General features: G+C 37.0%; 20 protein-coding genes. 14 read left to right on the top strand and 6 right to left on the bottom strand.

Translation table 11 applies throughout. The features are described from left to right. Together ACM5BR_RS05715 and ACM5BR_RS05710 are read right to left on the bottom strand one after the other, a co-directional pair. Positions 1-882, bottom strand: coding sequence for a DMT family transporter (locus ACM5BR_RS05715; RefSeq protein WP_416826673.1), 882 nt, complete (start codon positions 880-882; stop codon positions 1-3). Next, positions 875-1,282: a reverse transcriptase-like protein gene (locus ACM5BR_RS05710; RefSeq protein ID WP_416826671.1), complete on the bottom strand. Its 408-nt coding sequence runs from the start codon at positions 1,280-1,282 to the stop codon at positions 875-877. The genes ACM5BR_RS05715 and ACM5BR_RS05710 overlap by 8 nt, the downstream gene beginning before the upstream one ends. Before the next feature lie 267 nt (positions 1,283-1,549). Here ACM5BR_RS05710 and ACM5BR_RS05705 point away from each other — a divergent pair, with 267 nt between their 5' ends. Both ACM5BR_RS05705 and ACM5BR_RS05700 read left to right on the top strand, forming a co-directional pair. Continuing rightward, positions 1,550-2,206, top strand: a complete 657-nt coding sequence (locus tag ACM5BR_RS05705) for a reverse transcriptase-like protein (RefSeq protein ID WP_416826669.1) — start codon at positions 1,550-1,552, stop codon at positions 2,204-2,206. A gap of 6 nt (positions 2,207-2,212) precedes the next feature. Further along, on the top strand, positions 2,213-2,389 hold the full coding sequence (locus ACM5BR_RS05700; RefSeq protein WP_416826667.1) for a zinc-finger domain-containing protein: 177 nt from the start codon (positions 2,213-2,215) through the stop codon (positions 2,387-2,389). 268 nt (positions 2,390-2,657) lie between these two features. Here the strand turns inward: ACM5BR_RS05700 and ACM5BR_RS05695 are convergent, their stop codons facing one another. Next, a complete protein-coding gene (locus tag ACM5BR_RS05695; protein ID WP_416826665.1) occupies positions 2,658-2,906 on the bottom strand; it encodes a DUF2564 family protein in 249 nt (82 codons plus the stop codon). Between the two features lie 159 nt (positions 2,907-3,065). On the opposite strand from ACM5BR_RS05695, the gene ACM5BR_RS05690 reads away from it, so the two are divergent. The 5 genes from ACM5BR_RS05690 (at position 3,066) to ACM5BR_RS05670 (ending at position 7,038) form a co-directional block, all read left to right on the top strand. Next, positions 3,066-3,806 (top strand): YqcI/YcgG family protein, encoded by a 741-nt coding sequence (locus ACM5BR_RS05690; protein ID WP_416826663.1) that lies wholly within the window; start codon positions 3,066-3,068, stop codon positions 3,804-3,806. 176 nt (positions 3,807-3,982) lie between these two features. Continuing rightward, on the top strand, positions 3,983-4,612 hold the full coding sequence (locus ACM5BR_RS05685; RefSeq protein WP_416826662.1) for a LysE family transporter: 630 nt from the start codon (positions 3,983-3,985) through the stop codon (positions 4,610-4,612). Positions 4,613-4,627: 15 nt separating this feature from the next. Next, positions 4,628-4,912 carry a hypothetical protein gene (locus ACM5BR_RS05680; protein WP_416826660.1) on the top strand — a complete coding sequence of 95 codons (285 nt, stop codon included), beginning with the start codon at positions 4,628-4,630 and terminating at the stop codon, positions 4,910-4,912. A gap of 234 nt (positions 4,913-5,146) precedes the next feature. After that, the gene (locus ACM5BR_RS05675; protein ID WP_416826658.1) at positions 5,147-5,491 is read left to right on the top strand and encodes a DUF485 domain-containing protein; all 345 of its coding nucleotides are present in this window, start codon (positions 5,147-5,149) and stop codon (positions 5,489-5,491) included. Beyond that, positions 5,488-7,038: a solute symporter family protein gene (locus ACM5BR_RS05670; RefSeq protein WP_416826656.1), complete on the top strand. Its 1,551-nt coding sequence runs from the start codon at positions 5,488-5,490 to the stop codon at positions 7,036-7,038. Before ACM5BR_RS05675 ends, ACM5BR_RS05670 begins: the two co-directional genes overlap by 4 nt. A 75-nt stretch (positions 7,039-7,113) precedes the next feature. Here ACM5BR_RS05670 and ACM5BR_RS05665 read toward each other — a convergent pair whose 3' ends face one another. Further along, positions 7,114-8,511: an amino acid permease gene (locus tag ACM5BR_RS05665; RefSeq protein ID WP_416826654.1), complete on the bottom strand. Its 1,398-nt coding sequence runs from the start codon at positions 8,509-8,511 to the stop codon at positions 7,114-7,116. A 669-nt stretch (positions 8,512-9,180) separates the two neighbouring features. Here ACM5BR_RS05665 and ACM5BR_RS05660 point away from each other — a divergent pair. From ACM5BR_RS05660 to ACM5BR_RS05635, 6 genes are all read left to right on the top strand, one after another. Beyond that, positions 9,181-10,095, top strand: a complete 915-nt coding sequence (locus ACM5BR_RS05660; protein WP_416826652.1) for a DNA-binding domain-containing protein — start codon at positions 9,181-9,183, stop codon at positions 10,093-10,095. Positions 10,096-10,292: 197 nt separating this feature from the next. After that, positions 10,293-11,816, top strand: coding sequence for a spore germination protein (locus ACM5BR_RS05655; protein WP_416826651.1), 1,524 nt, complete (start codon positions 10,293-10,295; stop codon positions 11,814-11,816). Continuing rightward, positions 11,797-12,891 (top strand): GerAB/ArcD/ProY family transporter, encoded by a 1,095-nt coding sequence (locus ACM5BR_RS05650; protein ID WP_416826649.1) that lies wholly within the window; start codon positions 11,797-11,799, stop codon positions 12,889-12,891. The genes ACM5BR_RS05655 and ACM5BR_RS05650 overlap by 20 nt, the downstream gene beginning before the upstream one ends. Further along, a complete protein-coding gene (locus ACM5BR_RS05645; RefSeq protein ID WP_416826648.1) occupies positions 12,888-14,009 on the top strand; it encodes a Ger(x)C family spore germination protein in 1,122 nt (373 codons plus the stop codon). The genes ACM5BR_RS05650 and ACM5BR_RS05645 overlap by 4 nt, the downstream gene beginning before the upstream one ends. Before the next feature lie 144 nt (positions 14,010-14,153). Beyond that, positions 14,154-15,248, top strand: a complete 1,095-nt coding sequence (locus tag ACM5BR_RS05640; protein ID WP_416826646.1) for a GerAB/ArcD/ProY family transporter — start codon at positions 14,154-14,156, stop codon at positions 15,246-15,248. 546 nt (positions 15,249-15,794) lie between these two features. Further along, positions 15,795-17,963: a DNA topoisomerase III gene (locus tag ACM5BR_RS05635; protein ID WP_416826644.1), complete on the top strand. Its 2,169-nt coding sequence runs from the start codon at positions 15,795-15,797 to the stop codon at positions 17,961-17,963. 43 nt (positions 17,964-18,006) lie between these two features. On the opposite strand, the gene ACM5BR_RS05630 is transcribed toward ACM5BR_RS05635, so the two are convergent. Further along, positions 18,007-18,333 carry a DMT family transporter gene (locus ACM5BR_RS05630; RefSeq protein WP_416826642.1) on the bottom strand — a complete coding sequence of 109 codons (327 nt, stop codon included), beginning with the start codon at positions 18,331-18,333 and terminating at the stop codon, positions 18,007-18,009. Positions 18,334-18,458: 125 nt separating this feature from the next. Here ACM5BR_RS05630 and pgmB point away from each other — a divergent pair, with 125 nt between their 5' ends. After that, positions 18,459-19,127 (top strand): beta-phosphoglucomutase, encoded by a 669-nt coding sequence (gene pgmB / locus ACM5BR_RS05625; protein WP_416826640.1) that lies wholly within the window; start codon positions 18,459-18,461, stop codon positions 19,125-19,127. 94 nt (positions 19,128-19,221) lie between these two features. Here the strand turns inward: pgmB and ACM5BR_RS05620 are convergent, their stop codons facing one another. Further along, the gene (locus tag ACM5BR_RS05620; protein ID WP_416826638.1) at positions 19,222-20,739 is read right to left on the bottom strand and encodes an FAD-dependent oxidoreductase; all 1,518 of its coding nucleotides are present in this window, start codon (positions 20,737-20,739) and stop codon (positions 19,222-19,224) included. Positions 20,740-20,789 lie beyond the last annotated feature (50 nt).

The following is a 20,789-nucleotide window of genomic DNA, read 5'->3' as shown; positions in this document are numbered from 1 at the left end:
TTACGCAGGATGTTTCTTAGCTGGCAGTTCTGCAAAAATCATACCTGATAGAATACAAGCACAACCAGTCAGTGCAGAGAGAGTAAGTTTCTCGTTGGCTATAAATACTCCTGTAAGCGCTGCAAATACCGGCTCCGTTGACAGAATGATTGCAACTCGTGTTGGTGAAATATACGTTTGTGCTGCTGTTTGAATGAAAAAAGCAAGCGCTGTTCCAACAAGAGCTGTAAGGAGGATAGAAAATACAAAGAATACGTTGCTCCATAAAGCTACCGAAAATAAACGATGATAATCTTCAAATGCAAACGCACATAGTGATGATAGGAAGGCCACTGTTAAAATTTGAATCGTACTTAAGAAGAGCGGAGAGTATTCCTTTGAAAAGAAACCATTTACAATAATATGAAGTGCAAATGAAATTGCACAAAGTAACACAAGAAGATCACCTTTTTGTAAGACTAAGGATCTTTCTGTCATAAGTAAAAACAAACCAACTGTTGCTACTAAAACACCCAAAATGGTAAGCATTCTTGTTTTATGACGAAAGAAAATGTAGGAAAATAAAGGGACTAATACTACACTAAGTCCTGTTATAAATCCTGCTTTGGATGAGGTTGTGTACAAAAGGCCAAACGTTTGAAACAAATAACCGCCAAATAAAAATACACCAATTAAGACACCAGGTAATATGGACTTTTTCGTCTTCTTTTGAGGATAAAGAAACTGAATAAACAGAAGAATAAGACCTGCTAAGAGAAAACGAATGGCATTAAATGTAAATGGATCCACGAAAGAAATAGCATGCTGAACAACGACAAAGGTTGTTCCCCATATGAATGTAATAAATAATAATCCTATATGAGCCCAAAATGTATTATTCATGTGTTTGTTTCCGCCCATTCATCGGTATTGCTTTTCGAGCTAGATTATCAGCCACTTTATTTTGCAGACTTGGAATCCATTTTATGAAAAATAGTTCAAATTGATCAATAAGATGAAGTGCTTTTTGAAGAAGAGGAAAATACGTTTTATTTTTCACATATTTATTCTCTATTGCGCGTTCGACAAGTTGGGAATCTGTTCGTACGGAAATTACTTTATAATTATGCTCTAAGCAATATGTAAGTGCAGCAAGTAATGCCTCGTATTCTGCCTCGTGATTACTCATCGTACCTAAGGGAATGGATAACATAACCGGCTGTGATATACCTTTAATAAAAATACCTGCACCAGACGGACCGGGATTTCCCTTCGATGCTCCGTCAATATAAACTTCTATCAATGTATGGACACCTTCTCTTTACTCAAATTTTCTACCCTGTTGCTCTTATTCAATAATCCTATTATAGAAGCAATAGAAGAAAAAGTTATTTTTTCTATCATTATAACAATGATAAAGGAAACATGACCAAAAAATTACTGATCTTTTCATATAATTTTGAAAGAAAATAAGAGGAATAATACAATATAAAAAAGAAAATGTAACAATGCCTTCTTTTATAAGAAGGCTATGTTAAAGCTCATTGTTAGTAAAAAAAGGAGTATCACTATGAAATATCAAATACGCTGGATATATAAACGTAATCACTTAGAAACTGTACTTCATTCAGATTTTATGGAGCTAGAACACGCATTATTATTAGCTGCTGACTTTGAAAAGACGGGTCGGTTAAAGGAAATTCAGTTTTTGGATGAATTTGGATCAACTTGGACTAAAAAAGAAGTAGATAAGCTACGAAAACAGGAAGATGAGGAACCACAGGATATCGTACTATACTTCGATGGTGGTTTTGATGTGCAGACAAAACAAGCTGGCGTTGGGGTAGCTTTGTATTATACAAAAAATAAAAAAACATATAGAATCCGTCGTAATCATAAATTTCATGAATTAGAAAATAATAACGAAGCAGAATATGCAGCATTATTGTTTGGTTTGCAAATCCTTGAGGAAAATAAATTGCATTATCAAATCATTACATTACGGGGAGATTCTCAGGTTGTATTGAATCAGTTAGCGGGGAGATGGCCATGCTATGAAGAAAACCTACATCAATATATGGAGCGTATTGAAAAGAAGCAAGAAGTGAATCATTGGAAGTTTTCCTACGAGCCCGTGTCACGTAAAAATAATCGTGAAGCCGATCAATTAGCAACTCAGGCGCTTAATGGTACCGCCATTGATAGTCATGCTGCAGTAGAGGAGTAGGGGGTAATGAGGAAAAAGGAACTTATTACTGAAGTAAACGAGTTGTTAGACACATACTGTACCGGATGCTTTTTAAACAGCTATTTTCGAAAAGAATACGGAAAACATTACGCTCAAACATTTTGCATTAAGAAATGTACAGTTGGCGAACAATTAAAAAAGTATGGTAAAGAACTTTCCTAAAAACGCAGTAAGATTGCCCTAGTTTATCCCGCTTTAACGGGCAGTAAGACCCCCACTTCAAGGCTTAGTAATCAGAGAAGACTAAGTGGGGGACAACTGCCCGTAAAAGTCCGAATTGGGCGGGCTAACCCTAGGTGGGGGATGAGAGAAAACCCCCACCTAGGGAAGTTTCACTTTATCTTACATGAACGGGGAGAATGACCTCCACTTAAGACGTGTGTCAAAGTGAGGGTCATTCTCCCCGTTTATTTTCACTAATTCGTGGGAATTATCGGTTAGCTTCCCATAATTGTTTTTCAATGCGAGAAAGTCGTTTTTCTTGACTCTGAAGATAGGGTTCATCTAAATCTGTCGCGTTAGTCTTACATTTTTCTAATTGTTCCCTCGCTTGATTAACGGATGTTGCAGCATGTTGTAACATCTCTGGATCCATCGTAACGGTAGCCGAACCAACCATCTTCTCGGCAGTCTCAACCTGCATAAATACTTGCTCAAATTCAGTGAATGGGTTACTCATACTTTATTCCTCCTTCATAAGCATTTTGAGTGTAGTGTTTGTATTAGAATGATGATCTATACTACAGTCCGGTTTTTGATGAAGCTTAAAAAAGAAAGACATAGAATGGCCTTTTCTCTAATAAGCTTTATTTTGGATACGATAGAAGGAGGTTTTCCTTTGAAAAATCTTAATTATTCCGTTCTTTTTGAACGAGCAAACCTTCGCGAACGAAAAGATGTGCCATCTTGGTTTTTGAATGAATTTGAAACTTTTTCTACGAAAGTTTCGGATCCTACCTTTCCTTGTTACTTTGGGATGACAGCTTTTAAACGAGATGAATTACGGTATTCGTATGTGCCAAATCAGGATTGGAGTAGTTTACCGGGGACTCTGGTTGCGTTTTTGCAATTGATGCAGGAACGGCCCCTTGTACGTCGAGGGTTATTTGTGTTTGTAGAGCCAGAAAAAGAAGAACGTACGCTTTCTTATTATCGTGATTATTTCTGGAATTTGCTTCAGTTTTTGCATGAACATGATGAATATCCTTGGCCGAAGCATATTCCCACAAATCCTGATCATCATTTATGGGAATTTTCCTTTGGGGGAGAAGCTATTTTTGCATTTGGAAATGCACCTGCCTATAAACAACGTAAAACAAGACAGTTAGGGAATTCCCTTGTGATTGGATTTCAGCCACGTATTATTTTTGAGGGGTTGGAAGGAAATCGTCCAAAAGGTGCATACTCTCGGCAAACGGTTCGAGAGCGCGTAGAAAAGTGGGATGGACTTCCTAAGCATCCAAACATTAGCCATTATGGAGACTTGAATCATCACGAATGGAAACAATATTTTATCGGTGATGATTGTAAGCCCATAGAAGGAAGTTGCCCGTTTCAAATTAAGGAGCAAGAAAAATAAATCCGAAATAGATCGTTGCCCTAAAGGTGATAGTGGAAAGTGTTATCCTTTTTGCATCACCTTTTTTTTGCATAGTTTTTTAATATGAGGTTACGCTATGTTATATGTTTTTTCGTTGTTTAATTTTATAGACAAGCTACATCTACTGTTATTCATACATAGAAAGGAATTGGGTTATGTTACTAGTAATCATTCAACAAGTTGTTCTTGGTATTTCGTTAGCAGCTCCTGTAGGTCCAATAAATATCGAAATGGTGAAGCGTGGTATTATGAAAGGGTTTTGGCATGCATGGATGGTTGGATTAGGTGGTATGACTGCTGATTTATTATTTATGCTTCTCATCTATTTTGGTTTTTCTTCACTTTTCATGAGAACGAATGTCCAATTATGCATGTATTGCATTGGCTTTTTTTTCTTACTTCACTTAGGATTTACAAGCATAAAACAAGGGATTTTTCAAAATGAAATGGAATATATAAAAGATAAGATAGGAGGTATTCGTCAGTCCTATACGACTGGGTTTATGCTTGCTTTATCAAATCCGCTTAATCTCGTTTTTTGGTTTGGTGTGTACGGGAGTAGCTTAAGTACACTATTAACAAGCGTAAGCAAAACGGAAGCAATGCTTTATAGCTTGTGTATATTGGTAGGAATTGTTCTTTGGAATGTAAACATTGCCTTTACCGTTCATCTTGGTCGAACGGTAATAAAACCAAAAATGCTTGGATATATTACAGCAATAGCAGGTGTTATTCTTGTTGGTTATAGCATTCATTTTGCTTACAAAGCGATGCAGTTTTTCTAAGGGGAGGATACACATATGTATCGAACTATAATTTGCGGACAAGAGATTCTGATCAAGCTATCATTCAAGCTCATTAAAGAAGTAAAGGATAGGGGACCTATTTATAATGCGGTTCTATCAATTGCAGAGGATGCGCTTACGTGCGAAGAAAAAAATTGCTTTGCTATTATGGATGATACGCTAGGTTATATTATTGGTGATATAGTCCGTGCTGATGTAGTTGTTTTTTCAGTAGAGTACGTAATCGACAAACAAAATTTGTATCATCATCCGTCATTTCCACGTCAGGTAGCGAATTGATAGGATAGCCATAATCGAAATATACCGCAGCAATGCGGTTTTTTTTGTTCCCGCTAATGGAGAATGACGGAAATTGTCGAAAGAAAACCCTTTCCTATGCCATAATTATCCAATAAAATGAGAATAAAGTTTCAGAAAATTGTAACATTTAATCAGGTTACAGAGAATGAGAGGTGAATCAATCGTTTTATAGGTAAGAGTAGAAAGATATTAAAAAAGGGAGGAATGTACAGTATGGCAGTAAAGAAAGAGTTAATTGAGGAAATAAATGAAAGCGATTACAGTAGAGTTGCTGCTTCACCCGAATTTAAACAGTTACTTCGAGTAAAAAGAAAATTTATTATTCCTATAACCCTATTCTTTTTAAGCTTTTATTTCTTACTTCCTATTTTAACGTCATATACAAAAATATTAAATACACCGGCTATTGGTGCAATTACGTGGGCGTGGGTCTTTGCTTTTGCTCAGTTTATTATGACTTGGACACTTTGCATTTGGTATAGCAAAAAAGCACGAACCTTTGATCGCTTATCAGAGAAAATCCTAAAACAACTATACGAAAGGGAGGAAATGCGATGAACATGACGGCCTTTTCATTATTTTTAATTATTGTTCTTGGTACCTTAGTTATTACGTACTTTGCTTCTAAAAAAACCAAAAATGCAAGTGAATTTTATACAGCAGGTGGAGGTCTTACAGGCTGGCAAAATGGACTAGCAATAGCAGGTGATTATATGTCCGCTGCTTCCTTTTTAGGAATTGCCGGTGCAATTGCATTAACTGGATTTGATGGTTTTTTCTATAGCATAGGGTTTCTCGTTGCGTATCTAGTTGTATTATATTTAGTGGCAGAGCCGCTTCGTAATTTAGGAAAGTATACGTTAGCAGATATGATTGCAGCCCGTTTTGATGCGAAAAAGGTACGCGGAGTTGCAGCAATGAATACAATTACGATTTCGATTTTTTATATGATTGCACAATTAGTAGGGGCAGGGGCTCTTATTAAGCTACTATTAGGGATTGATTATACAACTGCCGTGCTGATTGTAGGTACACTTATGACAGTATATGTTATTTTTGGAGGAATGCATGCAACAAGCTGGGTGCAAATTGTAAAGGCAGTATTATTAATGGCTGGAACATTAGTTATTTCACTTATTGTATTTGCTAAATTCAATTATAATTTGTTGGACATGTTTCAAGCTATGAAAACAGCTACTCCTTTAAAAGATTCATTCTTAAATCCAGGAGTGAAGTATAAAAATGGTTTGGACACGCTATCTTTAAATATAGCATTGGTTCTTGGTACCGCTGGTTTACCGCATATTCTTGTTCGTTTCTTTACAGTAAAAGATGCGAAAACAGCTCGCTCATCTGTCGTTTATGCAACATGGCTAATTGGATTCTTTTACATTATGACTGTTTTTCTCGGCTTCGGTGCGGCTGCTTTTGTCGGTAATACAGCAATTGTGAAAGCTAACCCTGCAGGGAATATGGCGGCACCGCTTTTAGCACAAATGATTGGTGGGGACTTCCTATTCGCTTTTGTATCTGCAGTAGCATTTGCAACGATTCTAGCAGTTGTAGCAGGGCTCGTATTAACAGCGGCATCTGCGTTTGCACATGATTTTTATAGCGAAATTATTCGCCGTGGAAATGCAACTGAAAAAGAACAGGTGGCCATGGCACGGTATGCGTCTATTGGTGTTGCTGTACTTAGTATCATACTTGCTTTATTTGCGCAGACACTAAATGTAGCCTTTCTCGTAGCATTAGCCTTTGCGGTTGCTGCAAGTGCCAATCTTCCAGTTATTTTATTCACAATCTACTGGAAACGCTTTAACACAGCTGGAGCGATATCAGGAATGATTGTAGGTCTCCTATCAGCTATTATTGTGGTAGCAATCGGTCCAAACGTTTGGGATCCAGTTGCTGGAAAAGCGATTTTTGTAGGAAAACCTCTCATTTCTTTAGCAAATCCAGGTATTGTTTCCATTCCACTTGGGTTTTTAGCAGCCTATTTAGGTACAATATTATCTGGCAAACAAGAAAGCAAAGCAAAGTTTGATGAAATCGTTGTAAAATCCAATACTGGACATGGTGTGAGTGATGTTTCTGCACATTAATCTACTATAAAACAAAACTTCCCCCTAGAGGGAAGTTTTGTTTTGTCTTGATTGATTGTGAATGTATGTTTCGTTTTATATACTGCTTTTTGTTTGATTTCGCATGATGAATGGATAAAACAGCAATCCGATTAGAAATAATCCAATACCTAGCATAAAGGTTTTTAGGTCAGATGTTCCTGATTTAATTACCCATAGAGAATAAATTAAAGCAATACTTACGATGATTCCGTCCTTAATACGACTGCTTACTTCTCCAATATAGGTTTCTCCAGTAATTACCAACTTTAATTGATAAAGGGAGCTTACTAAATATGGAATTAAGTAGGCTAAAGTTGCTACGACGATTGCAAAGTTATAGGCATCCGCAAGAGTTCCAGAAATGGTAGAGAATAAGAACACTTGTGTCAAGATGTTCGTAATCGTGAGAGAACGAACCGGACTGCCGTTTTTATTTGTTTTTGCAAAGTAAGTAGGGAAAAGATTGTTTTTTGCTGCTTGGTAAGGAACCTCAGCGCTTACGGCGATCCATCCTACCGTGGAACCTAATAAGGATATGAGAGCTAGAACAGCAAGTATGGAAGCACTGTTTGGTCCAATTGCAACACTTAGTGCATCCACTAATGGTTTTTGAGAGTCCCGCAATGCTTGTTGTGATAATGCCCCCATTGTTAATAGAGTAATTGCGATATAAATGATAATTGAAATGATAAGTCCAATTAGAGTCGCTCTTTTTACATCATGCTGAGATTTAGCGCGATTGGAAAGCAAGACTGCAGATTCAATTCCGATAAATGCCCAAAGTGTTGAAATAGCAGCCCCATTTATTTGATCAAATAGTGGAATAGACTTGCCAGAAGTATCTACGAACGTACTTCCTGAAGCATTGGCAATATTAAAAATGGATAGAGTAAAAATAATAAATAGTCCGAATCCAATTAATTTTGCTGCAGTAGCTGCAAAATTAATTTTACCTGAACTTGTAAAACTAGAAGCTAAAATCCATTGCAATCCCCAAAGCAGAGCAGAACATAGGAGGAATGTTGTCAAATTTCCACTGCTAACTTGAAATGATCCGATTGTAAATAATACTGCTTTTGAAGATAAAATCGGGAAAAATGTTGATAAGTATCCAGCAAATAAAATAATCCCAGATGCTGTACCTGGCCAATTTGCTGCCCAATATCCCCATGCAATACTATATCCTGCAGCACGACCTACTTTTTTAGAAGAAAACATTGCTTGCGCATAGCTTTGAGGGCCTGCTTTTAAATCAGGACGACGTAATGCTAAATTTCCAAATACAAGAGCTAACATTAATACTCCAAAGCCAGTAGCAATCCAAGCAATTGTTGATCCAACTGGACTTGCGACTTTCGCCAGGTTTGCAGGCAGCATGAAAATACCACCACCAACCATGTTTCCGACTACAAATGCAGTTAAAACCCATAATCCCCACTTCTTGTTTTCCATGTTTGTAATCTCCTTTTCTTGTATACATATCCCTATCATAAGAAAAAGCCATGTAAGTATAAAAATACCTACATGGCTTTTATAGCAGTGTAGGTACAATGGAAATAACCCTTGTACCTACGCGTTAATTTGCGCTAGGTTCAAGGGTTATGTATGGTGATGAAGTTGTATGAATGTCGTATTGCTGTTCATTTTCATAATCTCCCTTTTTTATGCTCATCTAGAAATTTTATTTATTAAAGACAAGCTAATGCTTTCATCTCTATTCCTAATTATGATTACATAAATCTTCAGAAAAGAGATAATTCATACAACACACATTGTACTGGATGTTGTACACAATTGCAATGAGTTTTTATTTGAAAAATCCAATTAAAAATAGCGAGTAAAAACTTATCATTATAAACATTTTATGGTATTTATTAATTCATGTTTATTTATTTAAATATTTTTGAAATATTGTAGATATTTTATCTGTTTTTTTATATAATTTTAATAGAATAACCACCTAGACGAAACCTTGTTCTTATTAGAGAATGATAAGCTGCTTATTAGACTATAGCTATTGACCTATTACCATTATAAATAGTAAAATCGTTTTAAATGGTAATATATGGAACTTATAGGTTGTTCGTTATAAAGAATAGAGATATATTAGGGGGAAGCAATATGCAAGATAAAAGTCGTATGATTGAAGAGATTATGGTTCCTATTGAGAAACTGATTCGTTCAGATGAAACGATAGAAGAAAAAACGAAGCAAGTGCAAGGATTATCCTATAATTTGCAGCTTGAAGAAGAGGATGTACTAGCACTTTATAATAAAATGGAGTTATTTCAACAAGAGATACAAGAACTTGGTGGATTAGAGGCCTATGAAAAGTCAGGTTATTCATGGTTAAAGGCTGAGTTAGATTTACTTCTGTTTATCTATCAGTTTTTTCAAAAAAACGGTATTAGTGTAATTACAATTTCTGATCAACTTAGTAAGAATTGTCTAAATGTTTTCCCAAAAACAAAAAATCAACTGCAAAATACGTATTACAAGTTGAGAAATAATCAACTTCCTATTGGAAATATAATAAAACAAAAACCAGGACGTAAGCCTGGCCAAGAATATAAGAAAATGAATACTAGAGAGAATGAAATCAATCTTGAGGATGAGCTATTTATTTCAGAGCAAGCAGAAATTGTTGCAGAGCAACCAAAATATAGTCTTGTTCATTTATTGTCAGGCATGGTTCGTAATTTTCAAGCCATTTGTGATGATACAGAGAATGAAAAACGAGTGCATCAATTAATGGCTGGTATTTTTGAGTTATCTAGCATGGCGGCAGATGGAATGAAAGTAAATAAAATGGATTCAGATTCAGAAGTTCATTCGCTTCGTATTGAAACAGAGCGACTAAAAAGAGAAAATAAAGAAATAATGAGTGAAATTCGTGGAATAACCAATCATATTAAAGCTTTTGTTGAAAGTACGGATGTAGACCAAATTAAAAATCTTCCTGTTTTTGTAAATGAATGCAAACGTGATTTAAATCGACTTGAAGTATATAATATGCAAAAGCAGTCCACAATGTAATAACTATAATTTAATAGATTTCAATAAAAAAAACGAAGCACATCTGTGCTTCGTTTTTTTATATAATTTGCTTGGTATGACTCTATTTGGTTTTTTATTAATGTACCAATTGTAATCACGCTTCTTCTCGCCGGAATATTCCATATTTAAATGGTTAAATTAATAAAAATTGGATTGTACTTAGGTGGAGCAGAAGAATGAAACGTTTAAAAAAATTGTTTTCGAACAAACGGACTGAAAAAAGTCCACATATGGAAATGCCTGTTTATACTTCTTTAGAAAAAAATATGGAACACATTAAAAACCAGCTGTTTCATTCAAATGATCTGAAATGGCGGAGCATTAGGTTTAATCAATTGGATGGTCTCATTGTTTCTTTAGAATCCCTATCTGATCAACAGAGAATTCAAAACGAGATCATCCAACCTATAGAAGAAAAAAAAGAAGGAATCGTGGATGAAGTCATTACTTCTTTAGAGATTTCGAAAAAATCGGATCTTGGTGAGGTGCCCCATGCCTTAGTCCAAGGAAATTGTGTATTGTTATTCGAAGGTACTGGAGAAATTATTGTTGTCAATGTAACTGCAGTATATAAACGAAGTATCTTGGAGCCAGCGAACGAAGGGGTTATTCGCGGTGCTCATGATGGTTTTATAGAGGATCTCATGACAAATCTTTATTTGGTTAGAAAGCGCATTAGGAATCCAAATCTGGTCGTTCGCTATTACCAGATTGGAGAGGTAACCAAAACAAAATTAGCTCTTCTCTATATGGAGGACCTGGCGAATCCGGATTTGATCATGGAAGTGGATCACAGAATTGGTTCCATTTCGATCGACACCACGATTTCGCCTGGAGCCATTGCGGAAATGATTCAAGATAACCCATTTTCCCTCTTTCCGCAAATGTTATTATCGGAAAGACCGGATCGGGCAGTAGCTCATCTCATGGAAGGTCGTGTCGTCATTTTATCGGATGGAGACCCATCTGCCCTGACTTTACCGGTGACTTTCTTTGCCTTTTATCAAACCCCGGGTGATTATAACAGCGGGTGGATGATCGGATCGTTCCTTCGGTTGATCCGTGTTGGTAGCTTTATCATAGCCTCTCTCATACCTGCTTTATATATTGCAATTATTGGCTATCACCCTGAAATTTTACCGGAAAATTTGGTTTATTCGGTAAAAAGCACGATAGACAGGGTTCCATTTCCACCAATTATAGAGGCTTTTTTTATGCAAATTAGCTTAGAAGTATTACGTGAAGCAGGGAATCGTTTACCGAGCCGGATAGGTCAAACCATCGGCGTTGTTGGTGGATTGGTCATCGGTGAATCGATTGTACGGGCTGGATTAATTTCATATCCTATGGTGATTGTTGTCGCCTTAACAGCTATTTCTTCTTTTGTCGCACCGACTCATGAAGTACGTATGACAACGCGCCTTCTTGGCTTCCCGCTTATGATCTTGGCGGCGATGTTTGGTTTGATCGGGATTACGTTTGGCCTGCTTTTCATCTTAATTCACTTATGTAAATTAGAGTGCTTTGGTACACCCTATTTTGCGCCTGTCATGCCTCTTCGAATAAAAGATTTGAAGGATGCATTTATTCGTTTTCCTATCTGGAGCTTGAATCAACGGCCCCATGATCCGCATCCAAAAAGAATGAATCAAGAAAGAAATTCAAGGGAGTGGGAACAAGATGATCCCGGTAAAGAATAAAATTACGCAAGGACAGCTCATGTTTTTTGTTATACAGTCTCAGGTGGGGGTGGGAATTTTATCACTTCCTTATAAACTGCAAGTAAGCGCCAAGGGGGGAGCGTGGATTTCTGCTTTAATCGCCGGATTTGTCGTACAAGTCATTATTTTGATTCTTTGTGCCCTTTGCAAACGATTTCCTAACGATACGTTATATAGTTTCTTACCGAAGATTACCGGGGATTTTCTTGGAAATCTGCTTAGCTTTGCTTATATTGGTTATTTCCTGCTTATGGGAGGAGCTGCTCTTAGCAAGTTTGCCGATGTTGTAGGAAAGTGGGTGCTACAAGAAACACCTAGATGGGCATTATTACTTCTCGCTCTTCTTACCTGTATGTATTTGGTAAAAGAAGACCTTCGAGTGATTGCCAGAGTGTTTGTCATCTCTACGTTCACGATCATTGTGATGGTGGTATTATCCTTGATGGGCTATGCCCATGTGAACTTCAGTTATATTTTCCCTATTACAGAAGCGGGATGGGGGAAAATTATAAAAGGAGCAAATGAGGCATTGTTTCCTTTAACTGGGTATGAAACTATATTGGTGATTTATCCATTTGTTGAAGGGAAAAGTGGAGGAAAATTAAAGGCAGTTTCTTTAGGGAATCTCGTGGTTACCGTCTTTTACGCATTTGAAGTATTTACTAGTTTAATCATCTTCAGTCCGGCGGTCATGCCTGAGGTATCGGAACATCTTCTCTTCATGCTAAAAGGTTTCTCCTTCCAAATCATTCAGCGGATCGATTTGATCTTTTTATCGTTATGGATCTTTATTGTTACTACTTCCCTCGTTTCTTGGACATACGTGGCAACGGTTGGATTTGGTCGCATCTTTCACCGCGACGAACATAAAAAGGCCGTCCCTTATGCTCTATTCATACTCTTTATTTTGGCTCTGATAGCTCAAAATCCAGCGATAAGCGACTTATACGATCAAATGGCTGCGATTGCTCATTATTCATTAATTATTGGACTTCCATTGATCCTGCTTAGTTTGACGTACATGACTAGAAAAAGGAGGACATCAGTTAGATGAAAAGGATCTGCTTTTTATGCGAAGCTGTTTTCATCCTCCTATTCATGACTGGATGTTGGGATCAAGATCTTTTAAGGAATGCCCGCTTGATTCATGGAGGAGGGTTTGATCTCACATCTAATGGAAAACTTCAAAGCACCTTTGTCATACGGGACAGTCCTACTAGCGAACAACAGAGTCCTAAAAACGATATTATTTTCACAGTTGGCCATTCTCCAAGGGAAGCTCGCGATAAGGCAGACGATCAGATATCACGGTATCTTCGTGCATATAAAAATCGGATTGTTCTCATTGGAGAAGAACTGGCAAAACAAGATATTTATCCGATTCTCGATATTTTCTACCGTGATCCAAAGAGTGCCTTAAATGCCAGGATTGGCGTGGTGAAAGGGAGGGCGGCAGATATGCTTTCCCTTAAAAAAGTTGGGAATGTCTTGATTGCAGAAGAAATTGATGAATTAATCAAGAGCAAAGAAGTAACTACAACCGTTCCTGAGGTTACCATTGAAAAGATTTACCCTATTATGATGGACCCTGGCGAAGATTTTACTCTTCCATATCTTGAAAAAAAGGGGAAACGAGTGGATGTTTCCCATATTGCCATGTTTCATAACCAACAATTCACAGGCACACTAAGTCCTGATGAATCTACCATGTATTTAATTTTGAAAGGCAAGACGGGGAAAACGGCAGATTTCACCAGAGAAATAAGTAGCCCGAAGGGTCATCAAACTAGTCAAGATTTTTTGAGCTTTAATGTAGAAAAATCAAAGCAAAAAATGAAAGTACTGATTCAATCAGGTGATCAAATTACGGTTAAACTGGATTTAAAATGGAAAGTGAGTATCGTTGAATGGCCGAAAGATCGATTAACTGAGAAGAAAGTAGTCAATCAATTAAACCAGTATCTTTCTAAAGAGATGACCAATTTAGCAAAAGACACTCTTAAAAAAATGCAAGAAGCCCAATGTGACGGATTAGGTATCGGCAGACAACTTATAGCATTCCATCCCCAGATTTGGAAGACACAGAAGAAAGACTGGGGTAGCAACTATCAAAAAGTGGATTTTGTTCCTACGATTCAGGTAGAAATTACGAAGAAAGGGATCATAAACTAGTGAAATTTATCTTTTTCGTAATCGTAAATGTCCGCTGTTAACAAACTAATATTCGTTTTCCTATCTGGAGCTTGAATCAATGCCCCCATGATCCGCATCCAAAAAGGATGAATCAAGAAAAAAATTCAAGGGAGTGGGAACAAGATGATCTCGGTAAAGAATAAAATTACGCAAGGACAGCTCATGTTTTTTGTTATACAGTCCCAGGTGGGGGTGGGAATTTTATCACTTCCTTATAAATTGCAAGCTAGTGCCAAGGGGGGAGCATGGATTTCTATGTTAATCGCCGGATTGGCCGTACAAGTCATTATTTTAGTACTGTGTGCTCTTTGCAAACAATATCCTTCCGATACGATATACAGTTTCTTACCAAAGATTACTGGGAATTTGCTTGGAAATCTGCTTGGCTTTGCTTATATTGGCTATTTTCTGCTTTCTGGAGGAACGGTTCTTGCCAAGTTTGCCGATGTCGTGGGAAGGTGGGTCCTTCAAGACACCCCAAGATGGGCATTGTTACTTCTCTCCCTACTTACCTGTATGTATTTGGTTAAAGAAAACCTTCAAGTGATTGCTAGACTGTTTGTCCTCTCTACGTTCACGATTATTGTGATGGTGGTGTTATCCTTGATGGGTTATGCAAAGGTAAACTTCAGTTATATTTTTCCTATAACAGAAGTCGGGTGGGGGAATATCTTTAAAACAGCGAATGATGCATTGTTTCCCTTAACTGGGTATGAAAATATATTGGTGATATATCCATTTGTTGAAGGGAAAAGCAGCGGAAAAATAAAGGCAGCTTCCTTAGGAAATATGGTGGTTACCCTTTTTTATACATTTGAGGTGTTTACCTGTTTAATCATTTTCAGCCCAGCGGTCATGCCTGCGGTTTTGGAACCTCTCCTCTACATGCTGAAAGGTTTTTCCTTTCAGATCATTCAAAGGATCGATTTGATCTTTTTATCGTTATGGATCTTTATTGTTACTACTGCCCTCGTTTCTTGGACATATGTGGCAACGGTTGGATTAGGGCGCATCTTTCACCGCGGCGAACATAAAAAGGCCGTCCCCTATGCCCTATTCATTCTCTTTATTCTGGCGCTGATTGCTCAGGACCAAGCAATCAGCGATTTATACGATCGAATGATTGCGATTGCTCATTACTCATTAATTATTGGACTTCCTTTGATCCTGCTCTGTTTGACGTACATTACTAGAAAAAGGAGGACATCAGTTAGATGAAAAGGATCTGCTTTATATACGAACTGTTTTCATCCTCCTATTCATGACTGGATGTTGCAAGAAGCCCAATGTGACGGATTAGGTATCGGCAGACAACTCATGGCATTCCATCCCTAAATTTGGAAGAAACAGAAGAAAGACTGGGGTAGCAACTATCAAAAAGTGGATTTTGTTCCTACGATTCAGGTAGAAATTATGAAGAAAGGGATCATAAACTAGTGAAATTTACCTTTTTCGTAATCGTAAATGTCCGGTGTTAACAAACGAATGAACTGCATCCCAATTGTTAGACACATCCTAACAATTGGGATGCAGTTTTTTATGGTTAAATCTATAGGTGTTCATCTCAGTCTATTTATTATCTTCCTATACTATGTTTCTCACATATTATCTAACTCGTTTTGCGTTCCCTTGTAATTTTACGTATTATATATGTAGCATGATAGGTACGATTAGAGTAATAAGATAGAAATAGAAAAATAATTATTATAAAAAGTAGATTAGTAGGTATAGCTATCATAGGTTTAAAAATCAAAGGAGAAAGACATGAAATTAATAATCGCTGAAAAACCAGATCAAGGAGCCAAACTGGCAGCGCCTTTTTCTCATAAAAAAAGAAATGGGTATATAGAAATTGCTCCAAATGAGATATTCCCCCAAGGTGCATATTTAAGTTGGGCAGTTGGACACTTATGTGAATTAGTCCCGCCTGAGGAATATGATCAAAAGTGGAAAAAGTGGAATTTACATACCTTACCGATCATCCCAGAAAAATTTAGTCATAGAGTAACAAAATCAAAATGGAAGCAATTTAATATCGTTAAGGAATTAGTTCATCGTAGTGAAGTGAATGAAATCATTATTGCGGGAGATGCCGAACGAGAAGGGGAAGCTATTATTCGGTTAACGTTGATGTTATGTAGAAATAATAAACCAATGAAGCGTTTATGGATCTCTTCATTAACTCAAAATGCGGTTATAAATGGATTTAAAAATTTACTAGATGAAAAAGAGACTCGGAATCTTTACTATGAAGCATATAGCCGTTCTTGTGCAGATTGGCTTGTTGGTATGAATGCTTCTCGTGTATACACCCTTTTATTACAACAAAAGGGTATTTCAGATGTGTTTTCGACAGGAAGAGTTCAAACACCAACTCTTGCACTCATTGTTAAACGTGAAAAGGATATTGAGAACTTTAAGTCTGAACCTTTCTGGGAGGTTCATGCCACATTTCATATGGATGGAAAAGTCTATATGGGGAAATGGCATAAAGATAATGACTCCAGAATAAAGGAAGCAGCTATGGCTTATAAAATTGCACAGTTCTGTAAAGGAAAAGCTGCTGAAGTTCATGAGCTTGAAAAGGAAAGAAAGGAATTTCATCCACCATTTCTATTTAACCTCTCCTCCCTGCAAGCTGAGGCAAATAAGCGCTTTAAGTATTCACCACAAAAAACGCTAGAAATTGCTCAAAAGTTGTATATAAAGGGGATCATTTCATATCCAAGGTCAGATTCAAGCTTTGTGACGAAAGAAGAAGCGTCAATGTTTCCAGATATACTACAAAAAATAAGTAAGATTGAGACATACAGTTCGTTATTTCCATTACCTTATTCTTCAATTAAGGAAAACAAACGTTACGTAAATGAAAAGAAAGTAACAGACCATTACGCTATTATTCCAACAGAGCAAGTAACGGATCCGTCAAGACTATCTGGAGAAGAACAAAAAATATATGATTTAGTTATTAGACGATTACTTGCTGCACACTATGATAAAGCAATTTTTGACTATACAACTGTACACACATTAGTTGATGGTAGAGCAACCTTTATATCGAAAGGGAAAGAGGAAATTCAATCCGGATGGCGTAAAGTTATTTATGAAAATAAGAAAGAAAAACATAAAGATGAGGACGAACAAGATTTACCTTCTCTAGAAAAGGGAGAACAGGGTATTGTCCAAGAGGTAACGGTAAAAGAGGGGAAAACCCAACCTCCTAAGCGTTATACAGAAGGGCAACTTATTACGCTAATGAAAACGGCCGGTAAATATTTAGATAATGAAGAGTTAACAAAGGTATTAAATAAGACAGAGGGATTAGGAACAGAAGCAACGCGAGCTGGTATTATCGGTGTTTTAAAAGATCGAAAATATATAGAGGTTAAGAAAAATCAAGTATCAGCTACTGATAAAGGAGTACTTCTAATAGATGCCATTGGTAATAGTATTTTAGCTTCACCTGAGATGACGGCAAAATGGGAACAAAGATTAGATGAAATTGGAGCTGGAGCTGCATCACCAAGTGTGTTTATGGAACAGACGAAGAAACTTACATTAAAGCTAATTGATGATGCTAAAAAACAAAGTGAAGGATGGGATTTTCAACAATTTGATCTTACACAATTTCAAAGTAAACCAGGTTCAAAAAAGAAGTTGGCAATAGGAACAAAAGTTGGAAAATGTAAAAAATGTGATGGAGATATTGTTGATAAATCTACTTTTTACGGATGCTCGAATTACTCTACAACAAAATGTGATTTTACAATTTCGAAAAAAATATTAGGAAAGACCATTTCACAGAAGAATGTGAAGAAGTTATTAAATGGTGAACAAACAGACTTAATTAAAGGGTTTAAGAAGAAGGACAAATCATTTGATGCCAAGCTAGAGTGGAAAGATAATAAGATTAATTTTGTGTTTGAAAAGTGATGAAAGTTCTAAAGACGCAACGTTACCATGTTGCGTCTTTTTCTTACACAGATGATTTTCCTAGATTTAGCATAATAACCCCTATGATAATCAGTCCGATACCAATCCCGCCTTGAATGGTGATTGTTTCTTTCCAAATAAGAACACCGACAATGGCTGTTAACGCCGTTCCAACTCCAGACCAAATCGCATAGGAGATACTTAGTGAAAGGGACTGTAACGCTAAAGATAGGGAATAGAATGCTGCTACATATCCAATCAATACACCAATACTAGGATATAATTTCGTAAAGCCATCGGAAGCCTTCAGCATAGAGCTTCCAAATATTTCGGTAATAATAGCAATAGCTAAAAATAGATAGGCTTTCATTCGTTCTCTCCCTACAAAACTGTGTCTTAATTTTGAAAATTTTAAATATGAAAAGGATTTCATTTCATTTCTTCTTAAAAAATGATAGCATAAAATCGTACGAACTGGAAAGTGAGGAATATAGGATGACAAAACAAGTGAAAGCGTTTATTTTTGACTTAGATGGAGTTATTACTGATAGTGCTGAACTACATTATTTAGCATGGAAACAGCTTGCAGATGAACTTGGCATACCGATGGATCGTGAGTTTAACGAACGATTGAAGGGTGTAAGCCGTATGGATTCCTTAGAACTCATTCTTAAACACGGCAAACGTGAGCATGATTTTACACAGGAGGAAAAAGAGCTACTTGCCACAAAGAAGAACAATCATTACAAAGCGTTAATCGACACAATTTCTGAAAAAGATGTGTTACCGGGCATTATGAATCTATTACAAGCCTTGCAATCGTATGGAATTAAAATCGGATTAGCCTCTGCAAGTAAAAATGCAGGTCCTGTTATTAAACAATTGGGTATTCAATCTTATTTTGATACGATTGTGGATGCAGCTACTGTTGTTAAGGGGAAACCAAATCCAGAAATCTTTTTAAAAGCGGCAGATGCACTGCAGTTACCTTATGAAACATGTATAGGGGTGGAAGATGCAGCTGCAGGTGTAGAAGCAATAAAAGCTGCAGGTATGTTTGCAGTTGGAGTTGGAACACCGGATGCAATGGAAAAAGCAGATTATGTTGTTAGAGGAACAAATGAGTTAAGCTTTGATAATATTATGGCTGTTTTCTCTGCTTGAAATTTTTATTTTACGCAAAAGAGCAAACGTTTGCGCATAAAAAAGAGAGAGAAGGTAGACCCAAAAGATGGGGTCTACCTGTCTTTTCCTTTATTTATGTTAATTTATCTAAAGGTTTTATTGCAGGTCCTTCTACCACGTCACCATCGGTTGAAAAGCGAGATCCATGACAAGGGCAGTCCCATGTGGAATCACCATCGTTCCATTCAAGCTCACAGCCAAGATGCGTGCATGTGGTATCTACGATATGCAGTTTACCTTCACAATCTCTATAGGCCCCCGCACGTTTTCCGTTGAAGCGAACAACTGATCCTTCCTCGTTCATAAGATCCTCCGGCTCGCGGAGGGGAAACTCTAGCTTACCCTCTATTAAATGTTTTGCTACATCGCCGTTTGTCATTAGAAAGTGTTTAATACTTGGATCTGCTAGAAAACGGGAAGGGGTAAATAGATCACGGTACGGATTGCTACGTTCCATAATCAAATCTTGAATGAGTAAAGCAGCAGCAGTTCCGGTTGTCATTCCCCATTTTTTATAACCAGTAGCGACAAATATATTTGGATTTTCGGAAGACATGGCGCCTATGTAAGGTATCTTGTCCAACGTTTGTAAATCTTGTGCAGACCATTTATACTGAATGGATTCTATACCTAGTACATCATCTGCGAAGGCTTGTAATGCCTCATAGTGTACAGCAGTATCGATTCCTTGTCCTGTCTTATGGCTTTCCCCTCCAACTATTACTAGTCTTTCTCCATTAAGAGGCGTAAATCGTAAAGAACGAACAGGTTCATCAATGCTTAAATACATGCCTCCTGGAAATGGTTGTTTTGTTTTAATACCTAATACATAGGATCGTTCCGCATACATTTTCGTAAAGAATAGCCCCTTATCATAAAATGGAAAATGCGAGCAAGAAACAACATAATTACAAATAACGGCAGGACCGTCTTTCGTAATAACTCGTGGGTGAGACCCTTCTTGTATATCGATAGCTACGGTATGTTCATATACACATCCGCCGGCTTTTATAAATAGATCAATCATATGTAGTAAATAGAGAACTGGATGAAACTGAGCTTGATTTTGCATAACGAGTGCTGAAGAAATCGGTATAGCAAGCGGCAGTTTCTCAACTAATTCTCCTCGAATAGAAAGTTTTTCATAAGCCTTGAATTCTTGATACAACTGTTCAGAAGACTGTGCTGAAGTACAATATAAATAGGAATCTTCTCTTGAGAAATCGCATTGTATCTCATTTTTTTGAATCATTTTCTCTATAAATTGAAGGGCTTCATGGTTTGCTTCATAATAGAATCTTGCTTTTTCCTCGCCGATATGTTGGATTAATTCGTTATAGATCAAATTATGTTGAGCTGTAATCTTTGCGGTAGTATGACCAGTCGTACCGTTAAGAATCGTGTCTGCCTCCAATAACGCTACAGAAAGCCCTTCCTTAGCCAGCAAATAAGCGGTTGTTATTCCTGAGATTCCACCGCCAACAACTGCAACATCGACATGAATATCAGTTGAAAGCTTTTGAAAGGATGGAAATTGTGGTTGGGATCTCCAAAAAGGGTTTTCTTGCATTTCACGAAAGTTATTATTCATATGTTTGTCCTCCTAAGACACGGATGTCTATATATTTCCAAAAAAAGGGG

It is taken from the genome of Ectobacillus polymachus (assembly GCF_048159605.1).
Classification (GTDB): domain Bacteria; phylum Bacillota; class Bacilli; order Bacillales; family Bacillaceae_G; genus Ectobacillus; species Ectobacillus polymachus.
This window is presented reverse-complemented; position numbering and strand designations above follow the sequence as displayed.